General features: G+C 51.8%; 15 protein-coding genes. 8 read left to right on the top strand and 7 right to left on the bottom strand.

Features of this window, described 5'->3' with window-relative positions; all coding sequences use genetic code 11:
• Window positions 1-21: 21 nt before the first annotated feature.
• The 6 genes from IVG45_RS10700 to IVG45_RS10675 form a co-directional block, all read right to left on the bottom strand.
• Window positions 22-387, bottom strand: a complete 366-nt coding sequence (locus tag IVG45_RS10700) for a hypothetical protein (RefSeq protein WP_196437793.1) — start codon at window positions 385-387, stop codon at window positions 22-24.
• Between the two features lie 468 nt (window positions 388-855).
• A complete protein-coding gene (locus IVG45_RS10695; RefSeq protein WP_196437792.1) occupies window positions 856-1,083 on the bottom strand; it encodes a CopG family transcriptional regulator in 228 nt (75 codons plus the stop codon).
• A gap of 95 nt (window positions 1,084-1,178) precedes the next feature.
• Window positions 1,179-1,532 carry a helix-turn-helix domain-containing protein gene (locus IVG45_RS10690; protein ID WP_196437791.1) on the bottom strand — a complete coding sequence of 118 codons (354 nt, stop codon included), beginning with the start codon at window positions 1,530-1,532 and terminating at the stop codon, window positions 1,179-1,181.
• Window positions 1,533-1,699: 167 nt separating this feature from the next.
• On the bottom strand, window positions 1,700-4,516 hold the full coding sequence (gene uvrA / locus IVG45_RS10685) for an excinuclease ABC subunit UvrA (protein WP_196437790.1): 2,817 nt from the start codon (window positions 4,514-4,516) through the stop codon (window positions 1,700-1,702).
• A gap of 111 nt (window positions 4,517-4,627) precedes the next feature.
• On the bottom strand, window positions 4,628-5,125 hold the full coding sequence (locus tag IVG45_RS10680) for a hypothetical protein (protein WP_196437789.1): 498 nt from the start codon (window positions 5,123-5,125) through the stop codon (window positions 4,628-4,630).
• Between the two features lie 106 nt (window positions 5,126-5,231).
• Window positions 5,232-5,573 carry a coiled-coil domain-containing protein gene (locus IVG45_RS10675; protein WP_196437788.1) on the bottom strand — a complete coding sequence of 114 codons (342 nt, stop codon included), beginning with the start codon at window positions 5,571-5,573 and terminating at the stop codon, window positions 5,232-5,234.
• A gap of 182 nt (window positions 5,574-5,755) precedes the next feature.
• Here IVG45_RS10675 and IVG45_RS10670 point away from each other — a divergent pair, with 182 nt between their 5' ends.
• The 8 genes from IVG45_RS10670 (at window position 5,756) to lnt (ending at window position 14,274) form a co-directional block, all read left to right on the top strand.
• A complete protein-coding gene (locus IVG45_RS10670; protein WP_196437787.1) occupies window positions 5,756-7,111 on the top strand; it encodes an MFS transporter in 1,356 nt (451 codons plus the stop codon).
• Window positions 7,112-7,147: 36 nt separating this feature from the next.
• The gene (locus IVG45_RS10665) at window positions 7,148-7,606 is read left to right on the top strand and encodes a single-stranded DNA-binding protein (protein ID WP_196437786.1); all 459 of its coding nucleotides are present in this window, start codon (window positions 7,148-7,150) and stop codon (window positions 7,604-7,606) included.
• A gap of 136 nt (window positions 7,607-7,742) precedes the next feature.
• Entirely contained in the window at window positions 7,743-8,234 is a 492-nt protein-coding gene (locus IVG45_RS10660) for a DUF4240 domain-containing protein (protein ID WP_196437785.1), read from the top strand.
• A 168-nt stretch (window positions 8,235-8,402) separates the two neighbouring features.
• A complete protein-coding gene (locus IVG45_RS10655; RefSeq protein WP_196437784.1) occupies window positions 8,403-9,038 on the top strand; it encodes a DUF6928 family protein in 636 nt (211 codons plus the stop codon).
• A gap of 107 nt (window positions 9,039-9,145) precedes the next feature.
• Window positions 9,146-9,649 (top strand): GNAT family N-acetyltransferase, encoded by a 504-nt coding sequence (locus tag IVG45_RS10650; protein ID WP_230874834.1) that lies wholly within the window; start codon window positions 9,146-9,148, stop codon window positions 9,647-9,649.
• A gap of 2 nt (window positions 9,650-9,651) precedes the next feature.
• Complete coding sequence (locus tag IVG45_RS10645; RefSeq protein ID WP_196437783.1) at window positions 9,652-10,203, top strand: hypothetical protein; 552 nt, start codon at window positions 9,652-9,654, stop codon at window positions 10,201-10,203.
• Window positions 10,204-10,218: 15 nt separating this feature from the next.
• A complete protein-coding gene (locus IVG45_RS22890) occupies window positions 10,219-12,570 on the top strand; it encodes an oxidoreductase (RefSeq protein WP_196437782.1) in 2,352 nt (783 codons plus the stop codon).
• Window positions 12,571-12,702: 132 nt separating this feature from the next.
• Window positions 12,703-14,274, top strand: coding sequence for an apolipoprotein N-acyltransferase (gene lnt / locus IVG45_RS10635; RefSeq protein WP_196437781.1), 1,572 nt, complete (start codon window positions 12,703-12,705; stop codon window positions 14,272-14,274).
• Window positions 14,275-14,337: 63 nt separating this feature from the next.
• Here the strand turns inward: lnt and IVG45_RS10630 are convergent, their stop codons facing one another.
• The gene (locus IVG45_RS10630) at window positions 14,338-15,153 is read right to left on the bottom strand and encodes a DODA-type extradiol aromatic ring-opening family dioxygenase (protein ID WP_196437780.1); all 816 of its coding nucleotides are present in this window, start codon (window positions 15,151-15,153) and stop codon (window positions 14,338-14,340) included.
• Between the last annotated feature and the right edge of the window lie 210 nt (window positions 15,154-15,363).

Raw genomic sequence — 15,363 nt, 5'->3', positions numbered from 1 at the left:
GCCTATCTCCTCCTGGGATCTTTAATTATTTTTTTGGAATTCCTGTGTGGAAGGTCGGGAACTAAATTTAAACATAAATAAATTGTCGTCTTCAGGTCGTTGGATAGCGATCGCAGCATTTTCATCGTAAATCGAGATTCTCTCTCTTTGATTCCAACCGATACTCGTGCCTACCGCACCATCTTCTATGCCGAACGCCATACCCGCCAAGGTCGCTTTGCTGATGACTGCTTGCTTACCGTCCTCAGGCGCCGAAACTTTTGTAGCCAAATGACCGATTCCCCATATATGTTCAGCGCCGGTTTCCTCATCTCGATAATAAATTCCGCAACTTGAAACGGAAAAAATGAGCATTATTAAAAAAACCAGCTTTACTGGGTGCCCCATTATTTCTCTCTTTAGATAATCAATAACTGTAGTTTAAACCATTACAACTGAACATGTCCCTAGGTAAGCTGCCAGTAAGCCGATATTGTCAACGAGTATGTTTTTAGTTCGTGAGTCTATATTAATCTCAATCAGGTTTTTCATGATAGTAATATAGCTCGAATTCGTAGGTCCGTTATATGTTGGTAGGCTGACATTTGGATTTTTTGGAGTGTGACGGCTTGGGGTCGACTGCTGCCGAGGAATTAAGCTAAATGTCAGTAGTTGCTTTGGAATTTATACTGGTATCCAAGCTCCAGCTTGGATACCAAATCTCGGAAGCTATTGCTTCCCGGCCAAATTAAAGAAAGCTAGAGCTTTCAAGGCTCGGTTACCAAACAGGAGCTTGGTAACCAGGAAAAGTTTCTGATTCTCTCCCGAACGGGTTTATCCAGCTTGTTGATGGCTTTGGCTGCACCGGCTTTAAGCTTAATGCTCCAGGGCATTGAGCTGTTGCTCCCATTCCGCCATGCTGATCACGCCGTTCTTGCCGTTTGCCAGCTCCAGTAATGCGGCGTCGGCTGCGGCGGCATCGGCCATGTCTTCGAGGTATTCGGTCAGCAAATTTTTTAGCAATTGGGACTGGCTGATATGTTGGCGCTGGGACAATTGATTGAGCATGTCCGCCGTGTCGTCGTCGATATTTAAAGTCATCATGCTGGCACCCGAATTGAAGGTTGGGAAAGGATCGATTGCTTGATTTTATAACAGTCGGGCAGGGTGGGGGATAATTGGCCAGTCGCGTGGCTCGTTTAACCGGCCAACAAGCTTTCGTAAGGTATTGCCAAACCGTCATGCAAACGTTTGATCATTCTTAAACTCAGCGGGCGTTTGCGGTTGAGAACTTCCGATACTCGGCCTCTGCTGCCGATATAGCTTTCCAGGTCTTTGGCGCTGAGGTTTTGCTGCTCCATGCGAAATTTGATGGCCTCGATCGGGTCGGGCGGAGCGATGGCGTAGTGTTTGTTTTCGTAGGCTTCGATCAAGGTCACCCATACTTCCATTTCGTCGGCCTCCGGCGTGTTTGCCGCGGCTTGGAAAATGGCTTCCAGCCGTTGAAACGCCGTTTTTAGTTCTTCATCGTTACGGATGGGTTTAATAGTCATTGACGGTCTCCACATCGATTTGGTCGTATTGGGCATGGGTGCCTACGAAAGCTCCAGCTTGGATACCCAGTCTTGGAAGCTATTGCTTCCCGGCTAATTAAAGAAAGCTGGAGCTTTCAAGGCTCGGTTACCAAGCAGGAGCTTGGTAACCAGTAATGCAGGCTGACTCACTCAAAAAATCGTTTCAAATAAACCCCGGTATGCGACTGCTTATGCTTGGCGATCTGCTTGGGCGTGCCTTCCGCGACCAGCATGCCGCCGCCGCTGCCGCCTTCCGGCCCCATATCGACTATCCAGTCGGCGGTTTTGATCACGTCCAGATTGTGTTCGATGATGATCACGGTGTTGCCGTGGTCGCGCAGGGTGTGCAGCACGGTCAGCAGTTGCTTGATGTCATGGAAGTGCAGACCGGTGGTGGGTTCGTCCAGGATATACAGCGTGGTGCCGGTGTCGCGTTTGGATAACTCTTTCGCCAATTTGACCCGTTGGGCCTCGCCGCCGGACAGCGTGACGGCATTTTGGCCCAGCGTGATGTAGCTTAATCCTACGTCGATTAGCGTGTGCAGCTTGCGGGCCAGGCTTGGCACCGCCGAGAAAAATTGGGCGGCGTCTTCCACGGTCATTTCCAGCACTTCGTGGATGGTCTTGCCTTTGTAGCGGACTTCCAGGGTTTCGCGGTTGTAGCGCTTGCCGTGGCAGATGTCGCAGGGCACGAAGATGTCGGCCAGAAAGTGCATTTCCACCTTGATCACGCCGTCGCCGGCGCAGGCTTCGCAGCGGCCGCCCTTGACGTTAAAACTGAAACGGCCCGGCGTGTAGCCGCGCGAACGCGACTCCGGCGTGGCGGCGAACAATTCCCGCACCGGCGTGAAGATGCCGGTATAGGTGGCCGGATTGGAGCGCGGGGTGCGGCCGATCGGGCTTTGGTCGATGTCGACCACCTTGTCGAATTGGTCCAGGCCTTCGATAGCGTCGCAGGGCGCCGGGATGCAACTGGCGCCGTTGATCAAACGGGCGGCATGGCTGTACAGGGTATCGTTGATCAGCGTGGATTTGCCGGAGCCCGATACACCGGTGACGCAGGTCATCAAACCGATCGGGAAACTAACGTCGACGTTTTGCAGGTTGTTGCCGTGGGCGTTGCGGATGGTGACTTGTTTGGCCGGATCGCGCGGCGTGGTGCGTTTGGGTATATCGATGTTCAACACGCCTGACAAGTATTGACCGGTCAGCGAGTCCTGATTAGCTAGAATCTGCTCCGGCGTTCCCTGTGCCACAATCCGGCCGCCATGCACGCCGGCGCCGGGGCCGATGTCGACGACATGGTCGGCGGCGCGGATCGCGTCTTCGTCATGTTCGACCACGATCACCGTGTTGCCCAAGTCGCGCAATCTAAATAGAGTGCTCAGCAAGCGTTCGTTGTCGCGTTGATGTAGGCCGATGGAGGGTTCGTCCAGCACGTACATCACGCCGACCAGGCCGGCGCCGATCTGGCTGGCCAGGCGGATGCGCTGGGCTTCGCCGCCGGACAGGGTGTCGGCGCTGCGGTCCAGAGTCAGATAATCCAAGCCGACGTTGACCAAAAACTCCAGCCGCTCCTGAATCTCTTTGTTGATCTTGGCGGCGATTTCGCCCCGATGGCCGGGAATATTCAGTTGCTGAAAAAAGCCCAGCGTCTGTTTGATTGGCAGGCGGGTGACGTGATGCAAGGGCTGGTCCTCGACGAACACATTGCGGGCGCCGAGATTCAGCCGGGCGCCGTCGCAGGCCGCGCAGGTTTGCTGAGCCAGATATTTGGAAAGTTCGTCGCGTACCAGCTGCGAATCGCTTTCGTGGTAGCGGCGCTCCATGTTGGGGATGATGCCCTCGAATGGATGGTGGCTGGTTTTGGGCTTTGCACTGCCCATCTGGAATTGGAAGCGGATGCTCTCGTCACCGCTGCCGTACAAAATAACCGCTTGCACTTCCTTGGAAATCTTGGAGAACGGAGCCTCGGGATCGAAACCATAATGTTCGGCCAGCGCGCAGATGAGTTGGTAGTAATAAGCGTTGCGCCGGTCCCAGCCGCGGACCGCGCCGCCGGCCAGGCTGATCTCGGGGTTATGCACCACCAGTTGCGGGTCGAAATGCTGGCGCACGCCCAGGCCGTCGCAGCTGGGGCAGGCACCCTTGGGGTTGTTGAACGAGAAGATGCGCGGTTCCAGCTCGCTGAGGCTATAGCCGCAATGCGGACAAGCGTAGCGTTCCGAAAACAGCAGCTGCTGATTTTTTTCCATTGATGCCGCTATCGCCAAGCCTTCGGAGAGACGCAATGCGGTTTCGAACGATTCGGCCAATCTTAGCGCAATGTCGTCGCGAATCTTGAAGCGGTCGACGATGACTTCGATGGTGTGTTTTTTCTTAAGGTCTAGAGCAGGGGGCTCGTCCAACTCGTAGACTTCGCCGTCGATGCGGGCGCGCAAAAAGCCTTGCGCCTTCAGGTCTTCCAGCAACAACACATGTTCGCCCTTGCGGTCGTTGACCACCGGCGCCAGCAACATCCAGCGCTCGCCTTCCGGCTGCGCCAATACCTGGTCGACCATCTGGCTGACGGTCTGGGCCTGCAAGGACACGCCGTGTTGCGGGCAGCGCGGAATGCCGACCCTGGCGTACAGAAGACGCAGGTAATCGTAAATCTCGGTGATGGTGCCTACGGTGGAACGCGGGTTGTGCGAGGTGGATTTTTGCTCGATCGAGATCGCCGGCGACAGGCCTTCGATATGATCGACATCGGGTTTTTCCATCATCGACAAGAATTGCCGAGCGTAGGCCGACAACGATTCGACGTAGCGGCGCTGACCCTCGGCGTAAATGGTGTCGAAGGCCAACGAAGATTTACCGGAGCCGGACAGGCCGGTGATGACGATCAGTTTGTCGCGCGGCAGGTCAAGATCGATGTTTTTGAGATTATGGGTGCGGGCGCCGCGAATACTAATGGTGTCCACTGCTGTGAATTCCTGGAATTAGAACAGCTCGATACTATACGGGGAATGGTGGGGGTTGGGCAAAGGGGGATTTGGTATCGAAGCTCATTGGCTTGGTCAGTAAAGGGATGCTCAAGGAGCTATATAGATCCATTCATGGGTCGTAAAGCTGTAGTTCCACCAATCCATGGGTATGTAGGTTACATCGTATGTCAGAGCCGGTGAGTCGTTATAGACATGAAAATACAATCCGCAACAATCGAGCACTTCTTTGGGATCAATCCCCATTTCTTCAAGCTTATCGGGGTATCGGTTATTATTAAGGTAAAACATTTCGATAGTTTTTGCGATTTGCTCGCTCTTGGTCCGAACGCTGTAGTGTCGATAGATGTGGAAAACGAGTACGCTGCTTAGCGACGTAATAATAATGACAATCGCAGTCAGGCGTATAGCGCGTTGCTGGGGGGAATGCCAGTAACGCAGAATTTGGATGCTTTGGTATAGCAGCGCGGGAATGGCAATTGGAATGATGATGTAGGCCGTGAGTCGCTGACTACATAAAAGGGTTGCAATAGTAAATAGGATTACTATGCCCATATTAGCTTTAAGCAAGGATAAGATTTTACTCATGGCTTCCAACTCAATAAGGTGGGTACCCTCTAGGCTGCCTATGCAAAGCGAGAATTAATCGCGACCGATGCGCCTCACTGCGTTCAGCACATCCTATTTATTAGCCTTAGCCCAACGCACTCAATTTAAGCAACAACGCCGAAATCAAGGCGGTCTGTAACAAGCCCACGCTGACTATCCAGCGGATCAATTCGCTTTTGGTTTCGGCCAGTTTGGCGTCTTGCTTCAATTCAAGTTCCTTGATGTCCCGCTTCAGGCCGGATTCCAATTCCTTCAAATCGCGTTTAGTTGCCAGATCGTCTAAATCATAATCATGTTTTGCTTGCTCCAAGGTTGCGGCAATAGCGGATTTTTGCAGTTTGGTGATGATTTCAGCTTGTTCTTCGCTAAATCCCGCCCCTTTAAGTTCTTTAATAAATTCATGGGTATCGAACATGATTGCGGTCATATTTGGTTTCCTATGGGTGGAATTAGCAGCATTCTAACATGCGAAAATCGTTGGCAAATACTGCTTGAGTGGCACTCCCACGCTGGAGCGCGATGCCAATAAACTGGTACTATAGCCACCTTTAACGATTCAAGGCAAAGGGGAGTTGGGGTTTGACACAGGTTCAGGATGTTTCGGGCGCAATGACGAGCATGGAAAAGCGGGCGACGGTTTCGCTGGCTAGTATCTATTCGCTCAGGATGCTGGGATTGTTCATGTTGTTACCGGTGTTGTCTTTGTTCACCGAACAAATGCCGGGCTCCACGCCCAAACTGGTCGGTTTGACCATGGGTATTTATGGGCTGACTCAGGCGGTTTTACAAATACCGTTTGGTTTGCTGTCCGACCGTTTTAGCCGCAAGGCTATCATCGTCATTGGTTTGCTGCTGTTTTTGCTGGGTAGCGTAGTGGCGGCGCTGGCGACCGATATTTACGGCGTGCTGGTTGGACGCGCCTTGCAGGGGTGCGGCGCGGTTTCGGCGGCGGTGATGGCCTTGCTGGCGGATTTGACCCAGGAGGTCAATCGCACCAAAGCCATGGCGACCATAGGCGCCAGCATCGGGGTTTCGTTTGGGGTGGCGATGACGATAGGGCCGGTGATTGCGCATCATTTCGGCATCAGCGGTATTTTCTGGCTGATTGCGATCCTGGCCGCGCTGGCGGTATTGGTGATCCTGTTCGTCGTGCCAAACCCGCAAAAAATCACTATACACCGCGATGCCGAATATATCCCGTCGGAGCTGGGTTCGGTGATCAAGAACCCCGATCTGCTGCGCTTGAATTATGGTATTTTTGCATTGCATCTAATTTTGATGGCCAGCTTCGTGGTGGTGCCGCTACTGATGCGCGACGCCGGCTTGGGCGGTGGCAGCCACTGGCAGGTCTATTTGCCGGTGTTGGTGACGTCGATGGCGGCGATTATTCCGTTCGTGATTATTGCCGAGAAAAAGCGGAAGATGAAAAAAGTCTTTGTCGGTGCCATCGTCTCGCTGATTCTTGCTAATCTGGGTTTTGTGCTGTTGCACGGGCAGTTGATCGGTTTGATCGTTTGCTTGTGGGTGTTCTTCTGTGGCTTCAATTTGCTGGAGGCGACCTTGCCGTCGCTGATTTCCAAGACCGCGCCAGGCGATTTGAAAGGCACGGCGATGGGGATTTATTCCAGTGCCCAATTCATCGGCGCCTTTATCGGCGGCGCCAGCGGCGGCTGGCTGTATGCCGAATTTGGTCCGGCTTCGGTGTTCGTGTTTTCGGCGATCGTGGCCGCCAGTTGGGCGTTGATTGCGTTGTTCATGTCTCCGCCGCGTTATCTGGCCAATCTGCTGCTATCGCTGCAAGCCATCAAACCGGAACGCGGTGCTGAGTTTTCCAGGCAATTGCTGACCATCAACGGTGTCGAGGAAGTGCGATTGCATTTCGAGGAAAATACCGCTTATTTGAAGGTCGACAGCCAGCAACTGAACAAAGACCAATTGAATATTTTTTTAAGGCAGTGGCAGTAAGCCAATGCCGTTGAAATTTTTTATACGGAGACAACTATGTTGAACAAAGTCATGCTGATCGGCCGTCTGGGCGCCGATCCGGAAATTCGCTACATGCCGAGCGGAGACCCCATCGCAACGCTAAATCTCGCCACCAGTCGGCGCTGGAAAGACCGTAATTCCGGTGAGCGCAAGGAAGAAACCGAATGGCATCGGGTGACGTTCTTTGGTCCGGTTGCCAAGGTATGCGGCGAATATTTGAAAAAAGGCAGCCAGGTCTATGTCGAAGGACGGATTAAAACCGACAAATACCAAAAGGACGGGGTCGATGTATACCGTACCGGGATTATTGGTGAACAGATGAACATGCTGGACAGTCGCAGCGGCGGCACCGCCAATTATTCCGACAACGCGCCTCCCGCCAGCAGCTACGACAATCGGCCATCCGGTCCGGCTACCAGCTCGCAACCAGCACCGGCCAGCTATGATGACTTTGATGACGATATTCCGTTTTGAAACGTACCTTAGAGTTGTTTAGCGTCGAAAAGTAGATTCAACGCCTAAAAGGCCGGGAGGCCCTCGGTGAGTTTCAGGCCGAGAGCCGCCCCATCATGCTTCTCGCCTCAAATGTTATGAGCAATAGGAGAGTGTTGTGGATGAAATTAAATTTTGGGAAATTGTGCAGCGCGCCCATGAACAGTCGAGCGGTGATATGGACCACAAATGCGAAGTCATCAAAACCATAATCTCGAAGCTGTCAAGGGATGATGCCATTGGATTTGCGCGCCTCTTCGACCTGATGATGGCGCGGGCCTATGATTGGCGTTTGTGGGGCGCTGCCTATGTGATCCACGGCGGTTGTGGCGATGATTCGTTCTCCGATTTTTGCTCTGCCTTGATATCTCGCGGCCGCCGAGCGTTTGAAAGCGCGCTTGCCGATCCTGACAGCTTGGCCGAAGAAGACTTCGACGAAGACAGTTGGTTTTACGAGGGGTTTCAATATGCCGTGACGGATGGTGTAGCGGCGGCGGTAGGCAGCGTTCCTAAGCGAGAGGTTTCCTTCCCCAGTGAACCTTCCGGCGAAGAGTGGGCCGAGGATGATGTATATGATTTGTATCCCCTGCTTAGCAAAAAGTTCGCATGACCTGGCGCTCAATAATGTAAAGCTGTCGCCATCAATGAGCTGTTGTTTTTGTACCGCATTTTTTCCGTTGATCGCGGATGGGTTGATTGCAGCCGCAAGCGGTCTGGATGTCAATGATTCCGACTATGCCGAACGTTAGATGCAATTTGGAATTACTGGGAGGGATAAATGGGCGCAAAAACCTGGATGCTTGCGTGCGTTGATGGAAACGCGCGCGAAATATTGAAATCGAATCCTCAAATGGATAGGCAAGCCAGTTTCGCGCTTGCGAGAAAGCTGTTCCCTTCCGAGAAACTCGTCATGCTTGAGGATGGCGACCTGTCCCTTACCTGTCCACCAGACAATGAACTTCTCGTTGGTTGCTTTCCGGGACTGAACATTATTGCCGCAAAGGAATTCGGAATCGACTATCCCTCCAAATTAGATACCAGGTTTCTCGACGTTTCATTGGATAAAACCGTTTATCTTCACGCGATGCATAGCGTTGTTGATTGGTTTGCTTACGCAATATGGGTTAATGGCACACTCGAAAGATCTGTTAGCCTTTCGCCGGACAGCGGAGTTTTGGAGAACATAGGCCCAAGACTAGCATTCGAAGAACCCTACTGGTCCGGCCGACATCCCGCATGCGATCCGGAGGACGACTATCCATTTCCATTTCATCCTCTCGAATTGGGCGAGGCCGCTTTGTGTGAGTTGTTTGGCTATCAACTCGAAGGGATGATCAATCCAAATCTGTTGGAACCCGAAAGCATCCCTTTGGCACGCTTTAGGCGATCACGTTCGTGGTGGAAGTTTTGGTAGATGCCGTTCGTTACCTTCGATCATGTTGCCAGAGGCATGATCCCAAATCGAAATTCATAAGGTTTGCTGCTCAATCTGATTAACTCCATGAAATACAGAGCTGAATTGTGTCTTTAATCCAAATCCTAAATCTCAGGGACCAGTCGCACCACATTCCGCAATTAGCAGCCTGGCATCATCACGAGTGGTTAGCACTGAATCCAGGCCGAAGCATCGATCACCGCATCGAATATATGCAGTCTTACTTAAGCGATGATCTGGTGCCCAGCACTTTCATCGCAAAACAGGGGATACTCATGGGTTCGGCCGCCATCATCGAGAATGATATGGACACCCGACCCGAGCTGACGCCTTGGTTGGCTAGTGTGTTCGTGGCGCCGGAATTCCGCAATCGAGGGATAGGCGGCCGCCTGGTTAAGCATGTCATGCAACAAGCCAAATACGCCGGTATTGATGCCCTTTATCTTTTTACGCCGGATCGAGTGTCATTCTATCAAAAACTGGGCTGGCGGATTTTTAAACAAGAAGAGTATCGCGGACATTTAGTTACCATCATGCGCGTCGTACTTAGTCATGACCGTGAAAAAAACAATTTCAATAACAACGATTAACCATGCAAGAACTAACCGACCAACAACTCTATTCGGCTCTGCAATATGCCAAAAGCCAGGACGAAAATGCAGGCAGAGCAATGCTTGAGCAGTTTCAGAACAACCAGCCGGCATTGGCGCATACCATTTTGGGTATCTTTCCATCAATGATCGCCGAGAAAGATCAAAATATGGCTTACCTATTCATGGACTTGTGTTTTGATGTTCTATGTGTTTTTCAGAATGCTTTCGGCGCTTTACCCACTCAGCAAAGCATGGGGGTGGATTGGATAGAAAAGTTCGCGGGTTTATTGGGGGCGGAGTTACAGTCATTTATGACTGATCAGCCAATGGATTCGAAAATCCGTAATCAATTACAGGATCGTTTTGCCGGACGTATGATCGATAGTAATGCGCAAACAGGATTAGTGAACTTTATGAACCTGTCGATCGACCAATACGTTGCGGAATACCGGCCATCGATTGAAGCAGTGCGAATCAGTAAAACGATGATTTTTGTCGTGATTCAGCTGTTTGAAGCGATTTATAACCAGAGCGGCCCAATTAAGCATTAATTGCCTTTAAGCGCCATGAAAATCGGCATCCAAACCTGGGGATCCAATGGCGATGTTCGGCCCTTGCTGGCATTGGCCGATGGTTTGCAAAAAGCCGGGCATCAGGTCACCTTGGTGGTCAGCAGCATCGACAATCAAAGCTATCAAACGCTGTGCGGGCAAATGCGGATTGCTTATCGGCAAGTCCCGGAACATATCGACTTCGATATGCAGGATTTCGCCGAGCGTTCATTTCGCATGCATCCCTTGCAGTGGTTGAGGGCTTTATTGGATGAGGCATTCTTTCCCAGCGAGCAATCGATCTATCAAGCCGCTCAAACTTTGGTGGCGGAAAACGATTGCGTGATAGGCCACCATTTTCTGTATCCGTTGAAATTAGCCGCGCTGCTGGCAAATAAACCGTTTTACAGCGTGACGTTCTGTCATGCCGCGATTCCCAATCCACTGTTGCCTCCCTTCGGTTTTCCCGACCTTGGAAAATTTATCAATCCGCTAAGCTGGAAACTGCTGGATGCGGTATTCAACTGGGCATTGAGGCGACCGTTGACGCGTTTATGGCGAGAAGCTGGTCAAACGCCGCCGGTCAATATGCTCAGCGAGTTGCTGACTTCGCAACAATTGAATCTGGTCGCGGTCGATCCGGTGTTTTGCCGTGGTAGCGAGCATTGGCGGCCGTTTCATCGAAGTTGCGGTTTTTTGAATTTGACTGAAGATGTCCGGCACTGGACATGGCCGGATGCCTTGCTGGCATTTCTGGAAGACGGTCCGCCGCCCGTGTATATGACCTTTGGCAGCTTACAACAGGCCGTACCGGAATGGAGCATGGATTTGTTTTTGCGGGCGGTTGAGCTGTCCGGCCGCCGGGCCATCATCCAAACCAGTTCAAACCGCTATCCGGCGGATTGCCGGCAAGACAATGTCTACTTTATCGGCAAACATCCCCATCAGCCGGTATTCGCGCGTTGCGTCGCGGTCGTGCATCATGGCGGCGCCGGAACCACGCATGCCGCTATCCGCTCGGGTTGTCCGTCGGTGGTGATTCCCTTTATGGATGAGCAATTGTTTTGGGCTAGGCAGCTTCAGGCATTGGGAGTGGCGGGCAAACCGCTGCCGGCAAAAACAGTGGCGGCCGAGGCATTGGCGCGGGCTATAGACGGCATAGTGTCCGAACCTTGCTATAGTAGCCAAGCCCAACGCATTGGCTCTCAAATGCAAGCAAATAATGGCGTTGGTCGAGCAATCGAGTTGCTGGCGCGGCAATTTCAAACCGCTTTAACAAAGGAGAACACCGTGAATATTCTGTTTGACCCCATCAAGGTCGGCGACATTAATCTACCTAACCGTATCGTAATGGCGCCGTTGACACGTTGCCGCGCGAGTGCGGGAAGAGTGCCCAATGCCCTGATGGCGGAATACTACGCTCAAAGAGCCTGTGCCGGATTGATCTTAACCGAAGCGACCAGTGTTTGCCCCCACGGTGTCGGCTATCCTGACACGCCGGGCATTTGGTCGGACCAGCAAGTCGAGGGCTGGACCAAAATTACCCAGGCTGTTCATGAGGCCTGCGGGCGTATTTTTCTACAGTTATGGCATGTCGGCAGGGTTTCTCATCCCGAATATCTCAACGGCGAACTGCCTGTCGCTCCCAGCGCTATTGCGCCCGAGGGGTTTGTTAGCTTGTTGCGTCCCCAGCGAGAATTTGTGACGCCACGCGCTTTGGAGTTGGATGAAATTCCCGGCATCATCGAGGCCTACCGCAAGGGGGCGGAAAATGCCAAACGGGCCGGTTTTGATGGCGTGGAAATCCATGGCGCCAACGGTTACTTGCTCGACCAATTCTTGCAAGACAGTACCAACCATCGTAACGATAGCTATGGCGGCTCGATAGAAAATCGCGCTCGACTGCTGCTGGAAGTCACTGATGCCGTCATTTCGGTATGGGGCGCGGGGCGAGTCGGGGTACATCTGGCACCCAGGGGCGACGCGCATTCCATGGGCGATTCGAATCCAGTGCATACTTTTGCTTATGTGGCGGAACAATTAGGTCAACGTGGCATTGCCTTTATTTTTACTCGCGAATCACTGGGCGATGATCGCATCAGCCCACTCTTAAAAAAACGTTTCGGCGGAGTTTTGATTGCCAATGAAGCATTCGATCGAGACACGGCCCGGCAAGTCATCGCGGCGGAAGAGGCGGATGCGGTTTCTTTTGGGAAGGACTTTATTGCCAACCCCGATTTAGTGCGCCGGCTGCAACTTAATCTGCCTTTGAATCCCTTTCATAGCGATACTTTTTATGGCTATGGGTTACAAGACCCCACCCTCGGTTATACCGATTACCCTTGTTGGGATTCAGAGCCTGGTTAGCTTTTTTCAGCGTGCTCAAATCGCGCTGATAATCTGGTTGGACCATGGGCTATCAAAGAGGGTTTTAAGATCGTTCGATGGCACCATTAGGTACAATGCCGGCTTTTCAATCCTAGGACAAGATGAATCAGTATGCATAAGCTTTGGCCGGCTAGAAACTCTCAATGGTGGTTGCCGGTATTGTCCGGTATTTTCATAGGCACCAGTTATATTCCTTTTCCGCCCTGGGCTTCGTTGTTTTGTTTTGTACCGTTGTGGTTGTTTTGGCGGCAACAGCAAAAACTGAGCGCTGTTTTACTGAGCGGGGTGCTGACCAGCTTTATCTATACCTTGATCGGATTCAACTGGGTGACTTTCACCTTGCATGAATTCGCCAAGGTGAATTGGTTCGTGTCCGGCATCGGTATGATGTTGTTTGCCTTGTTTGGGCATTTGTTCGTGCCTGTCGCTGGAATGCTCTGGTTCTGGAGCCGCAAGCTTTGTGCTTTAAATGGTTGGGCTGCGTTTGCACTGATGGCCGTATTCACGGCGCTAACCGAACTCTACGTGCCGATGTTGTTCAAATGGAATTTCGGTTATAGCTGGTATGGCGCCGGCCTGCCGATTTACCAATGGGCCGAAATCATCGGTTTTACCGGCTTGAGCATGTTGACCATACTGGCCAATCTGCTGGTTTTGGCGGCGTGGCAAGCGCGCGCTCGAACTATCGGTAAACTAGGTTTCGTAGCGATTTTGATGGTTTTTTTAGGACTTAATGCTGGCGGTGTTTGGCTAAAAAGCCGTTTGCCGGAGCCGGACGCCTCCTTTTCCGCCTTGCTGGTACAGGCGAATATCGGCAACATGGAAAAGCAGGCCATGGAGCACGGTAAAGGTTTTCAATTTGAAATTTTAAGAAAATATCTTCAGATCACCGCCGAAGGCCTGGTCAAAAATCCGACAGTCGATTTTGTCATGTGGTCGGAAACGGCTTTTCCCGCAATGCTGGGGGGAGCATACAACCAATCAGTTCTCGCCCAATCCTTGCAAGATTTTTTGCGGACACATCAAGTCGCCTTGATTACGGGTTCGTATGCCAAGGATCAGGACTCGGGATTGATTACAAACTCCCTGTTTGCGATCGACAAACAGGGAATCGTCACCGAACCGCATTACAGCAAGACCATTCTGCTGGCCTTGGGCGAATATATTCCGGGTGAAGAAACCTTTCCTTGGCTTAGAGCCATGTTGCCGATGGTGAGCCATTTCGGGCGAGGCCCAGGTCCGACCATGTTGTTGAAATTCAATGGTTACGCCATGGGGCCGCAAGTTTGTTACGAGAGTTTGTTCCCCGAGTTTTCCAAGGGGCTGGCCGATCTGGGCGCGCAATTCATCGTCAATGTGACCAATGATTCGTGGTACGGCAACTGGCAGGAGCCTTATCAACATCTATATATGACTTTGGCGAGAGGCATAGAATTCAGACGACCGGTGCTGCGGGTCACCAATACCGGAATTTCGACCGTGTCGTTGGCGAACGGCGAGGTCTTGGCCCTATCGCCCATGGATACCAGTTGGGCGGGGGCTTATCGTGTCGCTTATCAAACACAGCCTCAAGCGACTTTTTATCAGCGGCATATCGGCTTGATGCCGGGGCTTTTATGGTTGGGTTTGCTCGGGTTGTTGGTCACGGCTGCCGCCCAAAAATTCCGCGGCAAAGCGTCGTGAATCGTGAGCGAAAAAATGGGGGCTACCGATTTTATTTCCGCGAGTTCACCGGTTTTCGAAACCTTACCACAGAAAGGCGCTGGTCTTTTTTTCCAGGACTTCGCCATCAAACACTAGTCGGGCGGGCGCGGCATTCGACAGTCCGAAGCAAACATGTAATGGCAAGAGATGTTCCTCTCTGGGATGGCAATAGCCGGCATTAGGAGCCTCTTTCCAGCGGATCAGTCGCGTTTCTCGTTCATGCGGCGACAGTTTCGGATTGGTACAGCTATCAATAAGCCAATTTTCAAATGACTGATTTTTAGCATCGGAGGCATGATTGTTGGGGGTAACAAATGCGTTCAAGTTATGAAACGAAAATCCGGAGCCGAGGAACAATATGTTGTCCTTGCGAAGCGCCGAAATCGCTTTGCCGATCTTGATATGTGTTTCGGGATCCAAGCCGTGGACCAGTGATAACTGCACGCAAGGAATTTGGGCGTTGCGGAACATGATCTTTAACGGCACGAATAGGCCATGATCAAAGCCTCTGCGATCGTCCAGGCGCGCTTCGATGCCGTTGCACTTCAGTAGATCAAAAATTCTCGTCGCAAGTTTAGGTAAGCCTTGCACCGGATATTGAATAGCGTAAGCCTGATCGGGAAAACCGTAATAGTCGTAAATCAACCAAGGCGATTCGCCGCTGGTAATGGTGGCGACAGGCTCTTCCCAATGGGCGCTGATCACGCATATTGCCGAGGGTTTGCCTAAGTCGGAAGTGATGCCTTGCAGAAAGCGGATCAGATTCCGATGTCCGGTGTCGCCGAGCAGCGGTAAAGGGCCGCCGCCATGCGGAATAAACAACACCGGACTCAGCCGATCATCTAAAGCCGATGTCATTGCAGTATCCTTGCAAGCTAGTTTGACTACAGCAGCTTACGCTTGAACAGCAGCGTTGTTCAAGTGTATGGAAATCGAATGCTGGCAGCGCTGCTTGCCAAGGACGGGGAGATGAAAAGTTATTTATTTCTTATTATGAAACAGTTAATGCATTTATGTTGGTATTGTAAATTAATTGAAACGGTTTATAGTTAAGTCGTCTTCACTAAC

Source organism: Methylomonas sp. LL1, from assembly GCF_015711015.1.
Taxonomy (GTDB): domain Bacteria; phylum Pseudomonadota; class Gammaproteobacteria; order Methylococcales; family Methylomonadaceae; genus Methylomonas.
Note: the sequence above shows the minus strand (reverse complement) of the source record. Positions and strands in the feature narration are given on the sequence as shown.

Excerpts from the sequence above, each read along its gene's own strand:
- IVG45_RS10700 (WP_196437793.1), bottom strand. The coding sequence starts at position 387 with ATGGGGCACCCAGTAAAGCTGGTTTTTTTAATAATGCTCATTTTTTCC.
- IVG45_RS10695 (WP_196437792.1), bottom strand. The coding sequence starts at position 1,083 with ATGATGACTTTAAATATCGACGACGACACGGCGGACATGCTCAATCAA.
- IVG45_RS10690 (WP_196437791.1), bottom strand. The coding sequence starts at position 1,532 with ATGACTATTAAACCCATCCGTAACGATGAAGAACTAAAAACGGCGTTT.
- IVG45_RS10680 (WP_196437789.1), bottom strand. The coding sequence starts at position 5,125 with ATGAGTAAAATCTTATCCTTGCTTAAAGCTAATATGGGCATAGTAATC.
- IVG45_RS10675 (WP_196437788.1), bottom strand. The coding sequence starts at position 5,573 with ATGACCGCAATCATGTTCGATACCCATGAATTTATTAAAGAACTTAAA.
- IVG45_RS10670 (WP_196437787.1), top strand. The coding sequence starts at position 5,756 with ATGACGAGCATGGAAAAGCGGGCGACGGTTTCGCTGGCTAGTATCTAT.
- IVG45_RS10665 (WP_196437786.1), top strand. The coding sequence starts at position 7,148 with ATGTTGAACAAAGTCATGCTGATCGGCCGTCTGGGCGCCGATCCGGAA.
- IVG45_RS10655 (WP_196437784.1), top strand. The coding sequence starts at position 8,403 with ATGGGCGCAAAAACCTGGATGCTTGCGTGCGTTGATGGAAACGCGCGC.
- IVG45_RS10645 (WP_196437783.1), top strand. The coding sequence starts at position 9,652 with ATGCAAGAACTAACCGACCAACAACTCTATTCGGCTCTGCAATATGCC.
- IVG45_RS22890 (WP_196437782.1), top strand. The coding sequence starts at position 10,219 with ATGAAAATCGGCATCCAAACCTGGGGATCCAATGGCGATGTTCGGCCC.
- lnt (WP_196437781.1), top strand. The coding sequence starts at position 12,703 with ATGCATAAGCTTTGGCCGGCTAGAAACTCTCAATGGTGGTTGCCGGTA.
- IVG45_RS10630 (WP_196437780.1), bottom strand. The coding sequence starts at position 15,153 with ATGACATCGGCTTTAGATGATCGGCTGAGTCCGGTGTTGTTTATTCCG.